The organism is Zhouia spongiae, from assembly GCF_022760175.1.
GTDB lineage: Bacteria > Bacteroidota > Bacteroidia > Flavobacteriales > Flavobacteriaceae > Zhouia > Zhouia spongiae.
Window position 1 is genome coordinate 1,648,772 of the sequence record NZ_CP094326.1, and the last position, 22,253, is coordinate 1,671,024.

Sequence of the window (22,253 nt, forward strand, 5' to 3'; positions counted from 1 at the left end):
ACTACATACAGGTAATGATCTTTAAAGGTTTCATTGCCTCTAAAAATCGTTGATATAATGATCAAAACAGATATATTGATTATCGGAGCCGGACCGACTGGACTTTTTACAGTGTTTGAAGCCGGTTTGTTAAAATTAAAATGTCACTTAATAGATGCTTTGCCGCAACCTGGTGGGCAGTGTGCTGAGATTTATCCCAAAAAGCCTATTTATGATATTCCCGGTTTTCCTGAGGTATTGGCGGGAGACCTTGTGGATAATCTGATGAAGCAAATAACCCCTTTTGAACCTGGTTTCACATTGGGCGAACGCGCTGATACTATAGAAAAGCTTGACGACGGTTCATTTATCGTCACAACAAATAAGGGTACAAAACATCATGCGCCTGTGGTGGCTATAGCCGGAGGCTTGGGTAGTTTTGAGCCGCGAAAGCCGCTTATAGAGAATTTAGCGGGCTATGAAGATAAAGGGGTTGAATACATTATCAGGGATCCTGAATTATACAGGGATAAATGTGTGGTTATTGCCGGTGGAGGAGATTCTGCTCTTGACTGGAGTATATTCCTTTCCGAGGTAGCTTCCGAGGTAACACTGGTACATAGAAGAAATGAATTCAGAGGAGCGCTTGATTCTGTAGAAAAGGTACAGGAATTAAAGAAGCTGGGTAAAATAAACCTGTTGACTCCGGCCGAGATAACCGAACTGGAAGGCAATGGTAAACTGGAAGCAGTTATAGCAGAGAAGGAAGGTGAGCGAATTCGTCTGGAGACCGATCATTTTATCCCGCTATTCGGATTGGCTCCTAAGCTAGGGCCTATTGCCGGTTGGGGACTTGAAATCGAAAAAAATGCGATTAAAGTTGATAATACGTTAGACTATCAGACAAATGTACCGGGTATCTACGCCATCGGTGATGTGAATACTTATCCGGGCAAGTTAAAACTGATATTATGTGGCTTTCACGAGGCGACCCTAATGTGCCAGAGTGCATATCAGCGTATATTCCCTGATAAGAAATATGTGATGAAATACACTACTGTTAGTGGAATTGATGGATTTGACGGTACCAGAAAAGAAGCTCCTAAAGCAGTCGTTAAAGCTATAGAATAAATTATTAAAACAAATAGTCTACTTGTTTGGTAGGCTATTTGTTTTGTTTTACTACTTTTGCATCCAAATTTGATTCGATGTCGGATATTACTATAAAAATTACAGACAGGGAAGGTGTTGTACATGAGGTGCAGGCGCCTACCGATATGGCAATGAATGTCATGGAATTAGTAAAAGCATACGAGCTGGCTCCCGAGGGAACTATTGGCATTTGCGGTGGTATGGCCATGTGTGCTTCCTGCCAGTGTTATGTGAAGTCGGATCATACATTACCTGAAATGACCCCGGATGAGGACGCCATGTTAGCAGAGGCTTTTTATGTGAAAGACAACAGTCGGTTGGGTTGCCAGATCCAACTGACAGACGATTTGGAAGGATTGGAAATTGAACTCGCTCCCGAAAGTTAGGTTTCGTTTTTTATTAGGTAATCGCGTAGTCGCTGGGGGCCTTCAAGAACCGTTTTTACGATTCTTAAATAACCTTCTTCGGTAATATCGGTATACCACTTTATAAGGGTAATGGTGCCGTTTTCTATTTCGAGTCCGGTAATGCTCCGCGGGTGGACACAACTCCCGTCGTTAAAGAACGGGATCTGTCCCGGTTCGGGAAATCGTGGCCTGTGGGTATGCCCGGCTATAGTGAGCAGTTTGTTGTTTTCCAGGATCCACTTCTTTATCCGTCGTTCTATTTTAATCAGTTCTTTGTAGTTTTTTGCAGGGCTGGTAGGATCGGCAATACCGATAACCTGTAGGGGTTTCCAGAGAATCCGTACCATGAACCTGCTGAACCGCCAAAAGCTAAAGTTCCACCAGTCTGCCTGATGTCCGTGGATCAGGAATATTTTTTGTTTACTCGTTTCGTGCTCTAAAATCAAACTTTCATGAAACTTGATGCCCGGCATCAGCGGAATTTCAGATGCCGATACGGGATCGAAATAATGATGGTAGTTCTTGGTTACATTTTCAGAATCTTTATACGCCATATCATGATTGCCATAGATCATGTGCAACCGACCGGCATCGTGGAATTTTTTCAGGAGCAGGTAGATATTCTTATGCGACTTGAAGATAGATTCGAAAGTAAGGTTTTCCCATAGTTCATCACCGTCGCCCAATTCGATATAGCTGAAATGGTTTTTATAGTAGTGGTTTAGTGCATGAAAGTATATGTTCCGGTTGTTCGCAAAATCGTCTGCATAGCTATTATCCCCTCTATGGCAATCACTAAAAAGGATAAATTTCGATTGATCGTTGAAGCTTATTTTCTTAGCATCTAAGAAAGCTTTGGTGAGCCTGTGTTTTGTTGCCATGAAGAGGTGTCAATTGAAAATCGTTTTAAAAATATGATTTTCAATTTAAATATCTCATTTAAGACGCGATTGTTTCGTTACGAATTTCTTCGGAGATACCATTCCATAGAATGATTCTTTTTTGAAGTGCCTGTTTTGCAGTAGAAATACATTCGAGGTATTTTTCTTCGGTATCACACAATTCTTCAACCATTTTCATCGCCATAGGCCCGTGCTCGTCACCATCCAGTTCTATATGTCTTTCAAAATAATAAATGAGTTCAGACAGGTCTGTTTCGGGAAAGTTCCGTTCCATGTTCTTAAGGATAGACGTAAACATGTCGGGGATAAGTTCTTCCCTTCCAAAAGTAAAGGCTGCGGCTATTTTATGTGGCTTGCCCTCTTCGATCACTTCGAATGTAAACGTTAAGAATTCTTTGATGCTTTCGGGAAGAGACACAGCTCTGATGGCATTAAAAATGGCTGTGTTTCCGGACAACTCATATAGAAGGTTGTTTATTTCGCGGATGGAGGCTCCGCAAGACTTCATTGCATCTAAATACATCTCAAAATGGCTTTGCCTGATGCCTTTTGCATTTATGTCGGTTTCTTCGGCAAGTACAATTTCATTGATCAAGTACCTGGTTTGAGGACTGCCTACGGGTAACCACGGACTTGTAGTGCATGTCAGGGTATTCTGGAGGGCTTTTAGCAGGCTCATAAAATCCCATACGGCAAAAACATGGTGTTGCAGAAAAACCTTTAAATCATCGGGGGTTTTAATATCTTTGTACAGTGGGTGATTTAGTAATAAATCGCGTTCTTCTTTAATTGTCTCGAAAACCTTGTTGATCATACCTAAAAATTTGCACAAAAATAGTAGCGGTATGATTATGCTGCAAGTTTTATTGAAGAAGAGCGACCAATGAAATGAAAATTTGGTAAATTTATTGTAATTCAAATAGATAAAGATGGATTTGTTTAATCAGGAGCTTCCATTCAGCATGGAACTTAGTTTTAATAAACTCCTTGAAAAATATGAGGTGAATGCCAGGGGAAATGATCTGTTGCTTGCCGACCGTGCAAAAAAGATCCTTGAAGTTCAGAAAGGCTGCCCGGAGTTAAGGGCCGGTTTTACGGATTTATCTTTGCTGAAGAAATACAAGCACGAAATCGAGCTCATCCTTCAGGATTCATTTACACCGATACTTGAAGATAATGAGATAAAAATAGCTACAGTTCCTTTTGATAATGTCGTATTTCATTCTTCTTCCCGATTTAAAAAAATAATGGCAGAGGCCGGCAAGGATTTTAATTTTGAACTCCGGAGTACGCGAATGGAAGATATGTATATATTGGCTTGTAGTTATATATTGGCTGATCAGTATGGTATAGACCTGCAGTTTAAAAGTCCGCTCTTTTTCGATATTCCGGATGCCAATGGAATGGTTAAAAATTACAGGGTTATGTATAATGCAGATTTTATGGAACTGGCATCTACTGACACCTCCAGGGAAATTTCCGATGAAGATATAGCTGAGCTTCTCGATAGTTTTGACAATATAGACCTCTGGAAAAAACATTTTCCTCCCAATAGCTGGCAGGCAAAGGGGTTTATTATCGCCAATATGTTTGATGTAACGCTGGAGAATTCGATATCAGAATTAAAAACAGGCTTGTTATCACAAAGGATTGATGGCGATTTTTTTATCGATAAATTCGAAGAGATTTTTCAGGCAATCTTTAATATTCACGATTTAAAAGCAGGTTTTATCCGATATGATAAGGAATCGAATCAGTTTGAACGGGACTTCGGTGAAAACATCCCCAGTTTTTTACTCAAGGATAAACTGAGCGAACAATGCAAAACAAGTCTTTGTAAGTGTTCATACGATAAGCTGATTTTAAACCACGAATGTTTTGCAATTTCCGATGTAGATAAACATTATGTGTTGGCTCCTGAAGAACCGGAGTTTAAGATATTGAAAGAACAAGGGATAAAAAGTGCTATTTTAGCGCCCATTGTCGATAATAATGAGTTGTTAGGTGTTTTGGAGCTGGTATCGAAACGAAAAAGAGAGCTCAATAGCATTAATGCTAACAAGCTTAAAGACGTAATGCCTTATCTGGTGGCCGCTACGGTAAGGTCTAAGGAAGAATATCACAATAAGATAGAAGCTATTATTCAGCATGAGTGTACTTCTATTCACGATAGTGTATACTGGCGTTTTGAACAGGAGGCCAAAAGGTTCTTGAAAGACAGTTCGATTGGAAATCAGACCAGTTTTCAGGAAATTGTATTTAATGATGTGTATCCGTTGTACGGGCAGATTGATATTAAAGATTCTTCGAAAGCCAGAAATGAGTCCATCCGCAAAGACCTGATGATTCAACTATCGCTGGTGGAACAAATTTTTCAGGCAGCTTTTAAAATAAACCCTTTGCCTATTTATGAAGAACTATTGTTCAGAATCCGGCCTTACTTATTAAGTCTGAACAATACTTTACATACAGATACCGAGCAAAACATTTTAGACCTGCTTCACGAAGAGCTCCATCCCTTTATAAGGCATATGGAGGCAAAGGGCGGTGAACTGGCAGATCAGATTTCGAGTTATTTCTTCCAGATTGATGAAAAGACGGGAGCCATATACGACCATAGGAAAAATTACGATATTACGGTTACTAAAATAAACAAGAGGCTAGCCTCTATTATCGATAAGCAACAAAAAAATGCGCAAAAAATGTATCCTCATTATTTTGAAAGGTATAAGACAGATGGGGTAGAACATAATATGTACATTGGTGAATCGATTACGAGAGAAGAAAGTTTCAATGAACTGTACCTTTACAATCTCAGGTTGTGGCAGTTGCAGGTGATGTGTGAAATGGAGAATGCACATTACAATCTTCTGCCTGAATTGCCTGTCCGGTTAGATGTAGCTTCATTGTTACTGGTGTATAATGCGCCACTGTCGATCCGTTTTAGAATGGACGAGAAGCAGTTTGATGTTGACGGTACTTATAATGCCAGATATGAGATTTTGAAAAAACGATTGGATAAGGCTTATGTTAAAGATACGAAGAAGCGGCTTACTGAAAAGGGTAAGATAGCTATAGTTTATTCTCAGAAGAAGGACGAAAGAGAATATATGAGGTATATTAAGTTTTTACAGTCGAAACATTTTTTATCTCAACAAGTTGAGGTGGTTGAGCTTGAAGGACTTCAGGGTGTAAGCGGGTTAAAGGCAATTAAAGTGGAAGTCCTTTACAGAAGGAAAGACAGTGATAAGGCACTATATACCTACGACGATTTAATACAAGCGTTAAAAAATTAAAATCCGGCCGTTTTAAACGAAATACCAAAGGCCAGGACAGAAATGATGATCCCGATCATGAAAATGCCATAAGTGACCCTGAGGATTCTGTATTTACGTTCTAATACTTTGCCTAAAAAGTATAAATCTTTGCTAAGGCTGTTGTACAGGTAATCTTTATCGTTCATTACTTCATTGATGCCCCATTGGTATTCATCGAGTTCCATTTTATAAAAATTGCCAAAGAACAACAGATTGACCTTTCTGTCAATAACATCTTGTTTGGTGAACTCTCCGCTTGTTATTTGCGGCCTTGTGGCAAGTATAGACAGCACCATGGAGATGACACTAAAACATACAAATATGATCGTGGGATAAATAAGGTATGCATTTGAAGGATTGTCTAATTTTGGGATTAGGTTTGAAAGTGCCAATGAAATAATGATGGCGTTTACAGACAGCAAGATATTTGCCTTGGTATCGGCGATACTGCTCAGGTTGATATGATTTCTCATAGCCACCCTGAACATCGTTTCCACGCCACGTTCCGGAACCTGGTTTTTTTGCTTTTTCTGATTTTTTTCGAGGGCCTTTGATCTTTCTGCCTTGACCTTGTCGATGAGCTTTCTCTGACTTTTTATAAGCTTCAGCAGGTTTTTGTTTTTTTGGGGCTGCCACATTTCAATGGCATAGTTGGTGTGGAATTTATGATGCTCGTTAAACATTTTTATATTTTCTTCGAGCCATTCTTCATCTGAATATTCTTTAAGGTTTAAAAGCCTTAATTCTTCGCGGAGCAAGTCTGATATTTCGTCATAATTCGCGGAGGCAAAATGTGAAAAATCAGCATCGGCCAGGATCTTTTCAAGTGCTGTTTCAGGAACAGCATTAAATGCGGTAGCCAGAATACAATTTTTTACTGTTTGTATCTTTTCTTCCGGATAGTCTTGTCTTTTTAAAAAATCTTCAGCGATCAGTGCTCCTTCTTTTTCATGTTCCTTCCGGGTTTTTATATATCCTATGTCGTGAAACCAGGCTGCTAATTCCAGTATCTCGGCATTTTCAGGGGTAATGGCATTTGCTTCTATCAGTTCGTGTACATGTTTCACCACCCTCTGCGTATGATTGTAATTATGATACAGGTATCCGTGAGGGAGATCCCGGTTTAAGCTGTTAAGAACGTATTCCTTTGCCTTTTCAAGGATAGTAGCCATATTTATTATAAATTTAGTATCTAAAGTTAATCTTTTTATTGAAAATTACTTGATGCCGTTGCTTCAGTTTTAACCCATTTGAATTTAACGCCAGTAAAGGGTTTGATTGTAAAGCTTTTTAAATATAAATAATCAGGTGGGATGCTATGTTCAATATGTATACTTTATTATAAATTTGTATGTTTTGTAAATAATTGATAAAAATGAAACAGCGTATTACCTTAAAGGAAATCTCCAAGAGATTAAATGTATCTATATCTACAGTATCGAAGGCGTTGAGTGATAGTCCGGAGATTAGTGATAAGACTAAGGAGGTAATTAAAGCATTTGCCAAGGAGCATAATTATAAGCCGAATAATATAGCGCTTAGTCTTAAGAACCAAAAAACCAAGAATATTGGCATTATAGTTCCGGAAATTGTGCATCATTTTTTTTCTTCAATAATAAATGGGGTAGAAAGGTATGCAACGGGAAAAGGATATAATGTTGTGGTGTGTCTGTCGGATGAGTCTTTTGAGAAAGAGGTTATAACGGCACAAATGCTTGCAAACGGAAGTATCGACGGATTTATATTGTCTCTATCTAAAGGAACGCAGGAAAAGCAGGATTTTCATCACCTTAACGAGGTGATCAATCAGGGGATGCCGATAGTTATGGTAGACCGTGTTACGGAGCATGTGGCTTGTGATAAGGTTATCATAGACGATACGCAGGGAGCGTATCATGCAGTTAGCTATTTGATAGAGAAGGGAGCAAAGAAAATAGGATTGATTACAATGCCTGATTATCTGAGTGTCGGAAGGCTCCGGGCCCAGGGGTATATCCAGGCTTTAACAAATGCCGGATTTGAGGTAAATCCGGAGCATGTATTGAAACTGGAGGAACTGAATGGGGGGCAGGAAGAAATAAAGACGTTCATTGAGAAGCATGATTTTGATGCGGTTTTTGGAGTTACGGAATATTTTGCTGTAACAGCCATGAAAGCGGCTCAAAAGATGGGCAAGCGTATCCCGGAAGATTTTTCGGTAATCGGGTTCACAGACGGGATTATTTCTCAATGTGCCAGCCCTGCATTGACAACAGTAAGCCAGCATGGTGAAGATATAGGTAAACAGGCAGCTATGATGCTTATTGACAGGTTGGAGAATGAAGGAAGAGAACTGAAATACAATACTAATGTATTGAAAACAACACTTATTCACAGAGAGTCGACCAAATAGAATAATGACGGAAATAATATAGAAAGAGGGCTTTTCAAAGCCCTCTTTCTATATTATTAATTTAAGGTTACCGAGTATGTATTATCGGAAAGATCCAGTATGATTGTATAGTTGCCTGCTGTTGCTACGTTGAGGTTAGCCCCATCCTGTTCTAATGTGCCATCCTGTTCATTATCGCCCAGATTTACGGCCCAGTCATCGGCAAACCTGAATTTGAATTCGCCGGGAACAAGATCGAGGGTTACCGACCATGTCTGCGAGTTTGTATCGTAAACCATATTGGTGTCTGTATCCCATCCTCCCGGTGTAGCAGCGCCTATGACTCCCCAGTTGTTCAGGGCATAGGTTCCGGCAATCGGGTTCAGGTCTATTACGTAGCTTCCTTCATTTACCTGGATGTTGGTTCCATCTTGTTCTAATGTACCGTCCGGTTCATTATCGCCCAGGTTTACGGTCCATTCATTGTTGGCCCTGAATTTAAGTTCACCATCTGTAAGGTTGGCCGTGATGGTCCAAACCCCTCTGTCATAATCATAAGTCATGTCGGTGTCAGGATCGTTCCATCCATTCGGGGTCGACGAGCCGATAATAGCCCATGTAAATGCGCTCCATGTGTTATTGATCAAGTCGATATTGATCTGATAGTCTAGCGGGCCGGGGAGGCTGATGTTCTCTCCCGGGGAGGAAATCATGCCAGATGTTGTGCCATCACCTGTATCTCCGTATATTCCATTATCCCAGTCCGGGGCATCGGTTATTTTAAATTCATTACTGGTTCCGGTTAGGGTTACATGGCCAATATAGGTGCCCAGAAGGTTCGGCAGTTCGACCGAAGGAATTATTGTAGCGGTTGCCGGATTCCATCCCTGATAACTCCCGGGGAGGTATAAAACTTCCGGAAACGGATTTTGTTCTTCAGTCGTGTAGCTCCATATTGCATATCCGTTGGCGGGAGCCTTGATGACAGCCGTTCCGGAAGCATCTGTGTTTGTGAACAAGAAAATGTTTTCGGTATAGTCTTTTATGTTCGCAGACATCCAGGGTGTCAGGACCTCTTTGGAGGCTTCGCTATCACTTGTGTTAATATAGAGCATCAGTCCCGGTTTGTTACCATCTCCCGATCTTTTTGCAATAAATTCGTCATTATCGGAATATTCAACAGACCAATCTCCTGCTGCAAGTTCACTACGGATCTGAATAAGCTGTTGTATTTTCTGCTTCTGCTCATCTCCGCTATCTTCATAATGTGAATAGAATACTGTAGGGTATCCCGGTGCACTCATAATAAATGCATAGGCATGGGATTCATACGCATCCGGAAACTCATTGCCCTCTCCTCTGGCTTCCGTATCGTGGTTACCGACAAAGGTTACGGCCTTATCGGGTAAGGAAGCAAATAAACTGGGATTATTAAGGAGGGTCAGGTTGCCCTGGCTAAAAGCATCTTTCATATTGAAGAAATTTGGAAAATCGAAAGCGTTTGCCCCGGAGGCTTCCACCCAGGGTTGAACAACCCCGGAAAGATTACCGTCAAAATTCTCTCCTACGGCAAACCCTCCAATGGCCGCTACCCAGTCTTTAACAATTTCGGGGCTGTACCCTTTGACAAAATCGAATCGCCACCCGTCTATTTTTAATACATTCATATAATAACCGGCAACTGATTCTTCCGATTTCCACATCCAGTCCCGAACATATTCACTCTTTAGGTCCAAATCGGGAAACCCTCCGAATTTACCTTCATCATTTAAGTGATTGGCATTAGGATGAAAATCGTATTGAGATCTGTTGAATTTCTGTGAGGCCGGTCTGAAAAGAGTATATGTTTCCAGTTGCCTGAATTGGTTGTATTCAATATCACCTCCGCTATTATGGTTGATAACCATATCGGCGATAACGGCAATATTATTCTCATGAGCTTTAGAAATCATGTTTTCCAGTTCTGAACGGTTTCCGAAACGTGTTTCAATGGTTCCGTGTTGTTCAAAGTCACCAAAATCAAAGTAATCATAAGGGTCATACCCCATAGAAAATCCTCCCGATTGTCCTTTGCTGACAGGCGGGATCCAGATGGCATCTATACCATTGGCTGCCCAATCGTCTAGTTTAGACGAAATATTATTCCACCAGATACCACCTTCGGTAACATCCCAGTAAAAAGCCTGCATCATAACCCCTTCACCCGGAGTCAGGAGATCCTGTCGTGTTTGTGCTGTTCCTGTAGGGAGATCGCTTTCTTCCCGTTGCTCTATAATTTTTCTTGGGGAAAAATCATCGTTGCTACAACTCCATAGCAACCCGGTGCCGAGTATAATGGCAATAGTCCGTTGTATATTGGTTATACTTAAAATTGTTCTCATAATTTTCTACAATGGTATTAGTTAGAAATAGTATACCTGGGGTTGCTCTCTACAGAAAAATCCAGTTTTATGGTATAGGTTCCGGCTGTTACTGCTATATTGGTACCATCTTGTTCCAGCGTACCGTCTACGCCATCATCGCCATAGTTCAATGCCCAATCATTATTAGAGCGGAATTTAATTTCGCCGTTCGCCAATGTTACATTTTCCAATATCCATATGCCTTCATTCGCATAATCCATTGAGAAAGGCAGATCGGGGCCGTCCCATGCATTTGGTGTAGCCGATCCTACGAGTCCCCATAAGTGTTCTACAGGTTCTATTGTATATTCAAGGGTTTCGAAGTTTGCTGAAACCAGGTAATTTCCTGCACTGACGACGATATTATCGCCTCCTTCCGCCAGGGTTCCGCCTGTGCCTCCATAATTGATTGCCCAATCATTATTTAGCCTGAATTTGATCTCTCCTTCAACTAAAGTCACCAAAGCTCTCCATTGGTCTGAAGTGGGGTCGTATTCCATCTGCATATCCGGTCCGTCCCATGCATTTGGAGTAGCGCTTCCTGCGATTCCCCAGATGTAGGGTTCTATTTTATAGGCAAGCAGGTTGAGGTCAAACGTAATTTTATAGATACCGGCTGTTACTTCAATATTGGCACCGTCCTGAATCAGGTCGTCTTCCATTCCGCCACTACCGGCTGCTCCGTAATTTATAGTCCACTCGTTGTTTTCACGTATTTTAATTTCTCCGTCAGTAAGTTCAGTATAGGCGACAAATACATTACCGACAGCAGTTTTATAGAAAGGTACGTCAGGTCCGTCCCATCCGTTTGGCGTGGCAGAACCAACCAACCCCCATGTCGATGACAGGTCGAGTGTGTTGGCATAACTGGTTATAACCAGTGATTGTGTGCCTGATTCGGCCACGGCTTCTTTTCCCAGGAGTGCCTGTACTTTAACAATAACATTATTAGTGATTCCCGTTAACGCACCGGCATCATTTACAGCTTTATTGAGTTCTTCTACAAGGAATGATTTTTCCAGATTGTTTCCGGCATTGATAGGCTGGACAGTACTAAAATCTCCTCCTTCCAGGTCGAAAAGAACCTGAAATGTCGGAGCAGCATCAAATCCAAAATCAGGAGCTGTCCAGTTTAAGGTCAAAGCAGTTTCCCCTTCTTCATCTTTGACAAGTACAATGTCATCTGTGGAGGAAAGGGTGAGACTTGTGGAAGCATTCGGGTTTACTGCCACAAAGTCGTCGTCACTACAACCGGTCATGAGTAATGAGGCTGTAGTGAAGAGCATTGCGAATATGTGTTTTACTATTTTCATGTTTCAAAGTTTAATTTGAAGGATAAAGATCATTTTGTTCAAGAAGCGGATTCGCCTGAAGGGCTTCCAATGGGAAAGGGAATAAGTTGTAATGATCAGGAATGGTGGTACCGTCTTTTATACCACCTTTCCAAGGCCACGTATAAGCGTTTCCGGTAAACTTGTTGAAACGGATGAGGTCTTGTCTTCTGTGTCCTTCATAATAGAGTTCCCTGGCCCTTTCGTCGATAATAAAATCCAGATCAAGGTTGTCGGCATTTATATTGCCATTCATGTTTCCGTAAGCTCTTTCCCTTAATGCATTGATAAGAGTAAGTGCTTTTTCAGCAGAGCCGCCTCCACCTCTCAGGTGAGCTTCCGCGTACATTAAGTAGGCATCGGCCAACCGGAATAGAGGGATGTCGGTATCTGAAAACACTGTTACTCCTCCGGAGCCATCGGAATACCTGTTTTGGAATTTAAAGGTGGGGTAACCGTCTTCCCAGGTTTTATAGTCGTTCATCTCGTAATTATGACCTTCGGTCCAGAAAAGGGCACGACTGTCTTCGGTGGAGGCAAGGTCGTCAAATAAGCCATATAATGCTTTGGTGCAGCGATGGCCGAACCATCCTTCAGAGTTTCCAAAGTCGTTTATAGGCATGGTGGTGTCTCCATTACTTCCGTTGATGAGGTAAGTGGCATTTCCATACGACTGAACACTGCTTCTGTCTCCTATCAGTGGGAAAATGATCTCTGCAGACTTGAAGTTGTCACCCTGAAAGATTGCCTGGTAGTTTTGATCCAGGCTAAAAGGGGACTGATCGATAACTTTTTCGCTGTAGGCCAACGCCTGGTCGTATAGCTGGTAGGTTCCTCCCGAATATACGGTTGCATTCAAATAAATTTTAGCCAAAAGGATTTGAACGGCAGCTTTATTGGCTCTACCGTACTCATTCGTGGCAGGAATAATATCTTCTATGTCCAGCAATTCACTTTCTACATAATCAAAGATGGCTGTTCTGCTTTCCTTGGCTTTCAGCACACCTGTTACGCCATCGGCTTCTGTTACCAATACCACTCCGCCAAATAGATCCATCAGATAATAATAGGTGAGGGCTCTTAGAAACCGTGCTTCTGCCACCATCAATTCTGAATTTTCAATGTCGGCTTTTTGTATATCAAGGATAAAGTTGTTTATCTGGGCAATGTTAAAGTAGCTACGGTTGTACATATAACCGAAGAATTTGTTTGTCGCTTCCCAGTTAGAAGCTGTGGTCAGCGGATCTAAACCACTGTCGCCCCATCTGTTTTTTACAATGTCGGTGGTGAGTTCCTGCATGTTCCACATGCTTCTGAAGAAAACTGTTTCTCCTGGGTCGTCACCTGCTATATCGGCTTGCTGATCGTCGGATCCCGGTACTCCGGTTCCGTGTAAAACCAATCCGCCGTATAACCGGGCCAAAATTCCTTTAGCTGCATCAGGGTCTGATTCCAGTAGGTTTTCGAGACTTTGCTCAACTCTGGGTTCTGTGTCTAGATCTTTCGTACAAGAGAAAGTCACACTTATCAGGGTTATTAATAATAATATTTTTTTAAACATGATCTTTGTTTTATACGGTTAAAAATCCAGGTTAACACCAAATGTAAAAGTTCGTGGCCTTGCGTAAGGCGATTGCTCAATCCCGCTAAAATTCTCAGGGTCCAGTCCTTCGTAGTCGGTAATGACAAGGACATTATTGATAGAAGTGTATAGCCTTAAAGTCATATTTTGTTTGTTCAGGTGCGGGATTTTGTATCCCAGGGTAATGTTGTCCAGTCTTAGGAATGAAGCATCAGACAAATAAAAATCTGATAAAGCTTGCCGATCCGAGGGCATTTCGGCAAAACCATTATAGGTGTTTCCATTCCATAGGTTTAGTGCATTTTTAATATACCCTACATCGTTACGTGGAATAACCACATCGGCATAACCGCGATTCAACAAATTGGCATTGTATATATTTCCTCCCAACTGTCCTCTGAAGTTAGCACTGAAATCGAAATTCTTATAGTTGAGGTTCGTTCCGAAACCATAGGTCCATTTAGGGTCTACAGGGGTAAAAATCCTGTCGGAATCAGAGATTGTACCATCGCCATTCTGATCTACAAAAGCATCTTCTATAGGATTCCCGTTGATGTCATAGACCTGTTCATAAAGCCAGAAAGAGCGGCCTCTTTGTCCTACAGCTGTTTGCAGGACGTTGACTCCTGTTCCGCGGCCGATACCTCCGCCGCTTGAATATTGGGTGATGTTTTTAAGGTCTGTCACATAGGTTTCGTTAAAGGCAATATTACCGGAAATATCAAAGGTGAATTCTCCTGTTTTAACAGGAGTTAGTTGCAGGGCCAATTCTACCCCTTCACTGCTCGTGTTTCCAACGTTGCTCACAAACCTGTTTTTCAGGGCACCTTCGGGTTGTGGTACTTCGGCCAACAGGTCTTCCGTTTTTCTGTTGTAGTAATCGATGGTACCGCTTAACAAACCATCTAAAAGTTCGTAGTCGATCCCGAAGTTTATGGTTTTTGTTTTTTCCCAGGTGAGCTCCGGGTTAAAAACATTAGCTCTGTAGGTAGTATAAGGAGTGTTTCCGAAAATGTAACTTACAGTAGGGTCGCCATCGACGTAAAGGGCTGTATACGGATAGTATCCCGCAACGCCGGTGATATCCTGTTGTCCTGTCAGTCCCCATCCTACACGTGTTTTAAGGGTATTGACCCAGGATAGGTCTTTGAGGAAATCCTCTTCGTTGAGTTTCCATGCAAAGGCAAAGGCAGGGAAATAGCCCCAACGATTATTTTTACTGAATAAAGAAGACCCGTCAACCCGTAATGAAGCTGTAAACAAGTATTTGTCATTAAGGTCGATATTTGCACGGCCGAAGAACGACTGGAGGTTTAGTTCATTAAAATATTCAATGATCTCAGCAGGCTCTCTAAAACCGTTAACCGGGCTGATCTGTGTAGGGAATTTAACCCCGTCAGATTGAAAGTTCTGATATGAGTAACCTGCCTGGGCATCTATTTTAGTAATGAAGCCTTCCGGAAATTTGGTATATGAAAGGTAAGCATCTAAGGTCTGGTCTTTTTTTGTTTGTTCTTCATCGTAGCTGGAGATGAGGTTGTTGAAAATTTCCATGCCGTCAAAAACGGAGTAGGAAGCGACTGCTTTTTCAAGGAAGTATTCGTTAATAGTCGATTCAGAATAGTCTAGTCCCAGGTTTAAAACGGCTCTTAATTCCGGCAACCAGTGCATTTTATAATTAAATTCGATATTTCCTAAAAAGCGGTCAGCATCTTCATTTCTTTCTCTTTGTTTCAGTAGGGCAAGAGCGTTTGAAGGTCCTACCAATCCCTGTGGATCGCTAAGCTGGTAATAACCGTTGAATTTCCCTCCGTTCGGATCGTAAACCGGCAAGGTAGGATTCAGCTCTAAAGCACTACCAATAGCGCCTTCGTCCGGCTGATCTTTTTCGGTGGCGACTCCCTTTGCATTAATGGTTACCTTTAAATGGTTATCGAAAAATTCAGGAGCGATGTTCAGAGATGCAGAATACCTGTCGAGATGCGACTCTTTTAAAATACCGTCTATCCCCGAATATCCGAAAGATGCCCTGAAAGGAATCTTGCCGAACAGGTTGGCGCGGGCACTGAAATTATTGTCAACACTGAAAGAAGTCCTGTATATCTCTTCCTGCCAGTCGGTATTATAGATGGTACCATTAAGCCCGAGAAGGCTCGAACTGTCCGGGAACGTATTGTTTATAAAAGAGACATATTCTTTTGAGTTGAAGACATCGATCTTTTCAGGAAGTGTCCCTACCTGGACATTTGATGAAAAGTTGAATTTTGGTCCTCCTTTTGTTCCTGATTTTGTTGTGATGATAATGACCCCGTTCGATGCTCTTGAACCGTAAATAGCTGTTGACGAAGCGTCTTTTAGGATAGAGAATGATTCAATGTCGTTGGGATTAATAAGTGCCAGCGGATTTGATTGTCCTGCCGGATTGATGTTTGACAAGGGGATTCCGTCTATAACGATCAAGGGGCTGTTGTTAGCACTCAGGGATGCACCACCCCTGATCCTGATATTTGGATTTGAATCAGGTTGCCCTCCTTCATTTACAATGCGGACCCCGGTAGACTTTCCGTTAATCATCTGGTCTGCGGAAACTATGGCTCCTTTGTTCAGTTCATCTGCCCGTAAGACTTCAACGGCACCTGTAGCATCTTTCTTGGTGGTTGTCCCATATCCGATAACCACAACTTCGTCTAATTGCTGAGTGTCTTCAATCAGGACAATGTTCATGGTTGTGCCGGTTACCGGTTTTTCAATCGTTTGAAATCCTATATAAGAAAACTGAAGGATACTTCCGTTTTCTGCCTCAATTTCATATTTCCCATCAAAATCTGTTGTAGTCCCGGTTGTGGTCCCTTTCACAATCACATTCACTCCCGGTAAAGGAAGCCCTGAGGAAGCTTCGGTAACCACACCGCTTACCAGTTGTTGGGCAAAGGCACCCAAAGGAGCCATAAGCAACATGAGTAAGACATATTTTTGAAATGTTCTCATAGATAGTTTAGATAGTTTGTTAAACTTAGTTTGTTTATATTTTTACTTCTCAATGTTAAAACTATGTAAAAAAACAGTCAAGAAATCATAACATACCTCCGATACTCTTACGAAAACGTTAGAGTGTTAAAAACTTTTCGTCAAATCAGAATATGATAATAGATAAGATACGAAATTATCAGATCAATAAAATTAAGAGGGGTATTCAGGGATATTCTGATCATGGGTTTTACATTTTTGTTAAAAGCAAGAGAGGAAATCAATGTTGTTTTATGTTGTATATTTGGTGGAATTCTGTTTGTGTTTATGAAAAAAAAGATCACGTTAAAACAAATAGCCAGAGAGTTAGACGTCTCTGTTTCTACAGTTTCTAAGGCCTTGAAGGACAGTCCCGAAATTGGTCAGGATACTATAGATAAGGTGAAGGCCTTTGCCAGGCTCTATAACTATAAGCCCAATAACATAGCTGTGAGCCTTCAGAACAGAAAGACGAAGAACATTGCAGTTATTATCCCCGAAATCGTACATCATTTTTTTACAAAGGTGATCAGCGGGATAGAAAAGCATGCGAATCAAAGAGGTTATAATGTCATCGTATGCCTTTCGAATGAAGATTTTGAAAAGGAGGTCATCAATATGGAAACACTTGCGAACGGGAGTATAGACGGTTTTATCATTTCATTGTCCAAAGGAACCCAGCAAAAAAAGGATTATCACCATCTAAGGGAGGTGATCAATCAGGGGATGCCGCTCGTAATGTTCGACAGGGTTACTGATGAGATTTATTGTGATAAGGTAGTGGTAGATGACGGGCGTGGAGCCTATAACGCGGTAAGGCATATGATCAGGTCCGGATGTAAAAGAATTGCAATTGTAACAACCCATGAGTATTTAAGTGTTGGAAGTTACAGGACATTAGGCTATAAGAATGCTTTGGTGGATGCCGGTATCTCTGTAGAAGAAAACCTTATTGTCAGAACGGAAGATGCCGATTGTGAAAAGCAAATTTTTGAATTGTTCAGGACACAGCTTTTCGATGGATTGCTTTGTGTTAATGAATATTTTGCTGTGGTAGCGTTGCGTGAAGCCAGAAAAAGGAATATAGATGTTCCCAGGCAGCTTTCGGTTGTAGCTTTTTCGGATGGTATCCTGGCTCAAAATTCTTTCCCGCGATTAACAACAGTCAATCAACATGGCTTCGAGATAGGAGAGGTGTCGGCTAAATTGTTGATAGACAAACTGGACGGCATAGAAGATGATTCGCACTACAGGACTGAAGTTATAAAGACATCATTAATAGAACGGGAATCGACCAATCCGGTTTAAAATTCACGGAAAAAAGTGTTAAGTTTCAAAAAAACACTATATTAGCAGCTGTCAAAACTTATATTTTTACTTCTCACCCTATATAAAGTTTTGATAAGTCATAGCGCTTATCGTATTAGTAATCAGTAAATTACGATAATGAAAAAGCGTAGGTTAAGTTTCTTGGAAATCTGGAATATGAGTTTCGGTTTCCTCGGAATCCAAATGGGTTTTGCACTTCAAAATGCTAATGCCAGTAGAATTCTTCAAATTTTTGGAGCTGATGTTCATGAACTTTCATGGTTCTGGATCGTTGCCCCTTTAACAGGTTTGATTGTACAACCGATCATAGGTTATTACAGCGACAAGACCTGGACCAAACTGGGACGGAGGCGGCCCTACTTTTTAGCAGGTGCTGTTTTAGCGTCACTTGGTCTGGTACTCATGCCCAATGCAGATATGTTCACCGCATTTATGCCGGCTTTATGGGTTGGCGCAGGGATGTTGATGATTATGGATGCTTCCTTTAACATTGCGATGGAGCCTTTCAGGGCTCTTGTGGCGGATAACCTTCCATCCGATCAAAGAACACTGGGTTTTAGTATACAAACTGTTTTAATTGGTTTTGGAGCTGTTATCGGCTCGTGGTTGCCCTATGTGTTAACGAATTGGATGGGCATTTCTAATCAGGCAGAAACCGGCAAAGTCCCGTTAAATCTTTTGATCTCTTTTGTGGCTGGCGCTGTTATTTTAACGATCAGTATTTTGATAACCGTCTTTACAACTAAAGAGTATACACCAGAAGCATTAGAGCAATTTGATAATTCTGAACAAGATCCTGTAGAAAAAGGGGCGGGCTTATTAGCTATTTTTACCGACTTCAGAAAGATGCCGTTAACCATGAAGCAGTTGTCCTGGGTACAGTTCTTTTCGTGGTTCGGCCTTTTTGGTATGTGGGTATTCAGTACGCCGGCTATTGCGCATCATGTATATGGACTGAATATAAATGATACCAGTAGTGCAACCTATCAGGATGCGGGCGATTGGGTTGGAGTACTTTTCGGGGTTTATAATGCAGTTTCAGCCGTTTTTGCATTTTTTCTGCCTGCTATTGCCTTGAAATTAGGAAGGAAAAGAACACACGCCATTTCACTTCTGATAGGTGGTGTCGGATTGATATCGGTTTACTTTGCACCGAATGAAAACTGGTTGTTATTATCGATGGTGGGGGTAGGTATTGCCTGGGCAAGTATTTTAGCGATGCCATATGCTATCCTGGCCGGTTCGATCCCACCCAGAAAAATGGGGGTCTACATGGGGATATTTAATTTCTTTATCGTCATTCCCCAGATTATCAATGCGCTTATAGGCGGACCGGTTGTCAGATACTTCTATGGAGGAGATCCCATTTATGCTATAATTACCAGTGGAGTGTCTTTTCTGATCGCGGCATTATTAGTAGCGCGTGTAGTAGATGTTGACGATGTGGTAAAAGCCTGATCTTCTTTCAAAGGAAATATATATAAATCAAAAATCTGTTTTAGAAAAGGAATAATGAAAAACAAAGGATACATATTCGATTTAGATGGTGTTATTGTCGATACGGCGCGTTTTCATTTTTTAGCATGGAAACGTACTGCTGACGAACTTGAATTTGTGCTGACACCTGAATTGAATGAAAAGCTAAAAGGGGTGAGCAGGGTAGATTCGCTTAATAAAATACTGGACTGGGCAGGAAAGTCGGTATCAGAAGAGGAATTCGACAGGCTGGCCGTCGAAAAAAATGAATATTACCTCTCTTTTGTAGAACAAATGACTTCTGCAGATATACTGCCGGGAGTTTATCAGTATATCAAATTATTAAAAGAAATCGGTTATCCGGTCGCTTTAGGCTCTGCGAGTAAAAATGCGCCTATGATATTAAAGAAAGTAGGGCTATACGATATGTTTGATGCTATTGTTGACGGAAATAGTGTAACAAAGGCCAAGCCGGATCCTGAAGTGTTCCTGATAGCAGCAAAAAAAATAGGGATAGAAGATACTGCCTGTGTGGTTTTTGAAGATTCTGAAGCCGGAATCGATGCGGCGAATGCAGCAAATATGACATCAGTAGGGTTAGGAGATACAGGGGTTTTAGGAAATGCAGATTATGTGTTTGCCGACTTCCTGGAAATCAAAGACAATCTATTTTAAGAATTTCAACAGAAAAGAAAATGAATCAAGATTATATAATACCAAATAGCTGGTCTATCATAGAGGAAGGGTTTGAAGCAGAAAGAGTAAGGTCTTCGGAGAGTTTGTTCAGCATAGGAAACGGAGCCATGGGGCAGCGTGCCAATTTTGAAGAACATTACTCCGGCCAGACCTTTCAGGGAAGTTATATAGCGGGAGTGTATTACCCGGATAAAACTAAAGTAGGATGGTGGAAAAACGGATACCCTGAATATTTTGCCAAGGTGCTGAATGCCCCTAACTGGATAGGGATTAATGTCTATGTAAACGGAGAAGCATTAGACCTTAACGTCTGTAAGGAAATTCGTGACTACCGTCGCGAATTGAATATGAAAGAAGGCTGGTACCGGCGGTCTTTCAGAGCTGTCATGCAAAATGATGTTGAGATAGAGGTTGCTGCACTACGCTTCTTAAGCCTGGATATAGACGAATTAGGAGCCATAAAATATTCGGTAAAGCCTGTTAACAGGGATGTGAATATAATTTTCAAGCCTTATCTGGATAGCGGTATTGAAAATCACGATACGAACTGGGAAGAAAAATTCTGGGAAACACTGGATATTCAGAATGACGATAACAAGGCGGTTATTGTGGCACGGACTTTAAAAACGCATTTTTATGTAGGGACCTTTATGGAGAATGTACTGGAGGTAGATGGTCAGCCGCAAAGTGTTTCTAATAAAGAAACGCGATCTTCAACATACATAAGTCATGAATACCAACTGGATGTCCGAAAAGGAGCTACAGCCACTTTGTATAAATATGCCGGTTATGTTTCGTCGATGAACCATGATAAAGACCGGCTGGTGAGGGAAGCTGAGAAAATATCGACAAAAGCGGTAACTTATGGTTTTGAGGCTTTGTTGCAAAAGCAAAAGCAAGCCTGGGCATCGATATGGGAAATGGCAGATATAACGATAGAAGGAGATGTAAAGGCACAACAGGGAATCCGTTTTAATATCTTTCAGTTAAATCAAACCTATTTAGGAAAAGACGACAGGCTGAACATCGGGCCAAAAGGTTTTACCGGAGAGAAATACGGGGGGAGTACCTATTGGGATACGGAGGCGTATTGCATCCCGTTTTACATGGCTACAAAGAATCAGAAGGTAGCCAGAAGTTTACTGAAATACCGATATAATCAATTAGACAAAGCTATAGAAAATGCAACAAAACTTGGTTTTGTCAACGGGGCTGCGCTATATCCTATGGTTACGATGAACGGTGAAGAATGTCATAACGAATGGGAAATTACCTTTGAAGAGATTCACCGTAATGGGGCTATCGTATTTGCCATCTGTAATTACCTGAGATATACCGGCGATTACAGTTATATTCCGGAAATGGGATTGGAAGTGATGATCGGGGTTGCGCGTTTCTGGCACCAAAGAGTGCATTTTTCGGCCGACAAGGGCAAGTATGTCATCCTGGGGGTTACCGGGCCTAATGAATATGAAAATAATGTGAATAATAACTGGTATACCAATTATCTGGCTCAATGGTGCATCCGGTTTGCAGCAGAACACATTGCGAAAGTTAGGAAAGAATATACCGGCGATTATAAGCGTATAATATCAGTTACCAACCTGTCTGATGAAGAAATAAAAACATGGCTTCAGGTAGCAGAAAACATGTATTTTCCATATTCAGGGAAGTATCAGGTATACCTTCAGCAAGACGGGTTTCTGGATAAGGATTTAAAAACCGTAGCGCACCTTCCGAAAGAACAACGACCGATTAATCAAAAGTGGTCTTGGGATCGGATTCTCCGTTCTCCTTATATTAAACAGGCTGATGTTTTACAGGGTTTTTATTTCTTTGAAGATCAGTTTACAAAAGAAGAACTGGAACGCCATTTTGATTATTACGAACCCTTCACTGTACATGAATCTTCTTTGTCGCCTTGCGTACATAGTATTCAGGCGGCTGTTCTGGGAAGAATGGACCAGGCCTATGAATTCTATTTAAGAACATCGCGATTAGATTTGGATGATTACAACAAGGAAGTTCACGAAGGACTTCATATAACTTCTATGGCCGGTACCTGGATGAGTATAGTGGAAGGTTTTGGGAATATGAGAGTAAAAAACGGAATGCTTTCTTTCGAACCTAAAATACCCGAACAATGGAAAGGATACTCTTTTAAGGTGAATTACAGAGGACATATTCTTAAAGTGGAAGTTTCTCATGAAAAGACCTCTATTACGACCGATGGCACCCAAGGATTGGCCGTTATGTTGAATGGTGAGAAAATAGAATTACAACCAGTAGTTAAACCATGAGTT

The 22,253-nt window shown here is 41.2% G+C and carries 15 protein-coding genes; 8 read left to right on the forward strand and 7 right to left on the reverse strand.

Annotated features, from left to right (window positions below; genetic code table 11):
* The first annotated feature begins 57 nt into the window (after positions 1-57).
* Positions 58-1,110, forward strand: coding sequence for an NAD(P)/FAD-dependent oxidoreductase (locus tag MQE36_RS07185; protein ID WP_242938486.1), 1,053 nt, complete (start codon positions 58-60; stop codon positions 1,108-1,110).
* Between the two features lie 77 nt (positions 1,111-1,187).
* A complete protein-coding gene (locus tag MQE36_RS07190; RefSeq protein ID WP_242938487.1) occupies positions 1,188-1,517 on the forward strand; it encodes a 2Fe-2S iron-sulfur cluster-binding protein in 330 nt (109 codons plus the stop codon).
* Here the strand turns inward: MQE36_RS07190 and MQE36_RS07195 are convergent.
* Together MQE36_RS07195 and MQE36_RS07200 are read right to left on the reverse strand one after the other, a co-directional pair.
* Positions 1,514-2,419 (reverse strand): metallophosphoesterase, encoded by a 906-nt coding sequence (locus tag MQE36_RS07195; protein WP_242938488.1) that lies wholly within the window; start codon positions 2,417-2,419, stop codon positions 1,514-1,516. The two genes, MQE36_RS07190 and MQE36_RS07195, sit on opposite strands and share 4 nt — an antisense overlap.
* Before the next feature lie 58 nt (positions 2,420-2,477).
* Positions 2,478-3,254 (reverse strand): DUF3050 domain-containing protein, encoded by a 777-nt coding sequence (locus MQE36_RS07200; protein ID WP_242938489.1) that lies wholly within the window; start codon positions 3,252-3,254, stop codon positions 2,478-2,480.
* Positions 3,255-3,369: 115 nt separating this feature from the next.
* On the opposite strand from MQE36_RS07200, the gene MQE36_RS07205 reads away from it, so the two are divergent.
* A complete protein-coding gene (locus MQE36_RS07205) occupies positions 3,370-5,736 on the forward strand; it encodes a GAF domain-containing protein (RefSeq protein WP_242938490.1) in 2,367 nt (788 codons plus the stop codon).
* On the opposite strand, the gene MQE36_RS07210 is transcribed toward MQE36_RS07205, so the two are convergent.
* Entirely contained in the window at positions 5,733-6,929 is a 1,197-nt protein-coding gene (locus MQE36_RS07210) for a Pycsar system effector family protein (RefSeq protein ID WP_242938491.1), read from the reverse strand. The two genes, MQE36_RS07205 and MQE36_RS07210, sit on opposite strands and share 4 nt — an antisense overlap.
* A 203-nt stretch (positions 6,930-7,132) precedes the next feature.
* Here MQE36_RS07210 and MQE36_RS07215 point away from each other — a divergent pair, with 203 nt between their 5' ends.
* On the forward strand, positions 7,133-8,149 hold the full coding sequence (locus tag MQE36_RS07215) for a LacI family DNA-binding transcriptional regulator (protein ID WP_242938492.1): 1,017 nt from the start codon (positions 7,133-7,135) through the stop codon (positions 8,147-8,149).
* A gap of 56 nt (positions 8,150-8,205) precedes the next feature.
* On the opposite strand, the gene MQE36_RS07220 is transcribed toward MQE36_RS07215, so the two are convergent.
* Genes MQE36_RS07220 through MQE36_RS07235 form a run of 4 tightly spaced genes read right to left on the reverse strand, consistent with a single transcriptional unit; the run spans position 8,206 to position 16,431 of the window.
* Positions 8,206-10,509 carry an alpha-amylase gene (locus MQE36_RS07220; protein ID WP_242938493.1) on the reverse strand — a complete coding sequence of 768 codons (2,304 nt, stop codon included), beginning with the start codon at positions 10,507-10,509 and terminating at the stop codon, positions 8,206-8,208.
* A 17-nt stretch (positions 10,510-10,526) separates the two neighbouring features.
* Complete coding sequence (locus tag MQE36_RS07225) at positions 10,527-11,843, reverse strand: SusE domain-containing protein (protein WP_242938494.1); 1,317 nt, start codon at positions 11,841-11,843, stop codon at positions 10,527-10,529.
* Positions 11,844-11,853: 10 nt separating this feature from the next.
* On the reverse strand, positions 11,854-13,422 hold the full coding sequence (locus MQE36_RS07230; protein ID WP_242938495.1) for a RagB/SusD family nutrient uptake outer membrane protein: 1,569 nt from the start codon (positions 13,420-13,422) through the stop codon (positions 11,854-11,856).
* An 18-nt stretch (positions 13,423-13,440) separates the two neighbouring features.
* Complete coding sequence (locus MQE36_RS07235) at positions 13,441-16,431, reverse strand: SusC/RagA family TonB-linked outer membrane protein (RefSeq protein WP_242938496.1); 2,991 nt, start codon at positions 16,429-16,431, stop codon at positions 13,441-13,443.
* Positions 16,432-16,737: 306 nt separating this feature from the next.
* On the opposite strand from MQE36_RS07235, the gene MQE36_RS07240 reads away from it, so the two are divergent.
* From MQE36_RS07240 to MQE36_RS07255, 4 genes are all read left to right on the forward strand, one after another.
* On the forward strand, positions 16,738-17,757 hold the full coding sequence (locus MQE36_RS07240) for a LacI family DNA-binding transcriptional regulator (protein ID WP_242938497.1): 1,020 nt from the start codon (positions 16,738-16,740) through the stop codon (positions 17,755-17,757).
* Positions 17,758-17,895: 138 nt separating this feature from the next.
* Complete coding sequence (locus MQE36_RS07245; protein ID WP_242938498.1) at positions 17,896-19,236, forward strand: MFS transporter; 1,341 nt, start codon at positions 17,896-17,898, stop codon at positions 19,234-19,236.
* Positions 19,237-19,290: 54 nt separating this feature from the next.
* On the forward strand, positions 19,291-19,929 hold the full coding sequence (gene pgmB, locus MQE36_RS07250) for a beta-phosphoglucomutase (RefSeq protein WP_242938499.1): 639 nt from the start codon (positions 19,291-19,293) through the stop codon (positions 19,927-19,929).
* A 20-nt stretch (positions 19,930-19,949) separates the two neighbouring features.
* Positions 19,950-22,250 carry a glycoside hydrolase family 65 protein gene (locus tag MQE36_RS07255; RefSeq protein ID WP_242938500.1) on the forward strand — a complete coding sequence of 767 codons (2,301 nt, stop codon included), beginning with the start codon at positions 19,950-19,952 and terminating at the stop codon, positions 22,248-22,250.
* Positions 22,251-22,253: the final 3 nt, after the last annotated feature.

Coding starts and splice junctions, on each gene's coding strand:
- MQE36_RS07185 (WP_242938486.1), top strand. CDS start 58: ATGATCAAAACAGATATATTGATTATCGGAGCCGGACCGACTGGACTT.
- MQE36_RS07190 (WP_242938487.1), top strand. CDS start 1,188: ATGTCGGATATTACTATAAAAATTACAGACAGGGAAGGTGTTGTACAT.
- MQE36_RS07195 (WP_242938488.1), bottom strand. CDS start 2,419: ATGGCAACAAAACACAGGCTCACCAAAGCTTTCTTAGATGCTAAGAAA.
- MQE36_RS07200 (WP_242938489.1), bottom strand. CDS start 3,254: ATGATCAACAAGGTTTTCGAGACAATTAAAGAAGAACGCGATTTATTA.
- MQE36_RS07205 (WP_242938490.1), top strand. CDS start 3,370: ATGGATTTGTTTAATCAGGAGCTTCCATTCAGCATGGAACTTAGTTTT.
- MQE36_RS07210 (WP_242938491.1), bottom strand. CDS start 6,929: ATGGCTACTATCCTTGAAAAGGCAAAGGAATACGTTCTTAACAGCTTA.
- MQE36_RS07215 (WP_242938492.1), top strand. CDS start 7,133: ATGAAACAGCGTATTACCTTAAAGGAAATCTCCAAGAGATTAAATGTA.
- MQE36_RS07220 (WP_242938493.1), bottom strand. CDS start 10,509: ATGAGAACAATTTTAAGTATAACCAATATACAACGGACTATTGCCATT.
- MQE36_RS07225 (WP_242938494.1), bottom strand. CDS start 11,843: ATGAAAATAGTAAAACACATATTCGCAATGCTCTTCACTACAGCCTCA.
- MQE36_RS07230 (WP_242938495.1), bottom strand. CDS start 13,422: ATGTTTAAAAAAATATTATTATTAATAACCCTGATAAGTGTGACTTTC.
- MQE36_RS07235 (WP_242938496.1), bottom strand. CDS start 16,431: ATGAGAACATTTCAAAAATATGTCTTACTCATGTTGCTTATGGCTCCT.
- MQE36_RS07240 (WP_242938497.1), top strand. CDS start 16,738: ATGAAAAAAAAGATCACGTTAAAACAAATAGCCAGAGAGTTAGACGTC.
- MQE36_RS07245 (WP_242938498.1), top strand. CDS start 17,896: ATGAAAAAGCGTAGGTTAAGTTTCTTGGAAATCTGGAATATGAGTTTC.
- pgmB (WP_242938499.1), top strand. CDS start 19,291: ATGAAAAACAAAGGATACATATTCGATTTAGATGGTGTTATTGTCGAT.
- MQE36_RS07255 (WP_242938500.1), top strand. CDS start 19,950: ATGAATCAAGATTATATAATACCAAATAGCTGGTCTATCATAGAGGAA.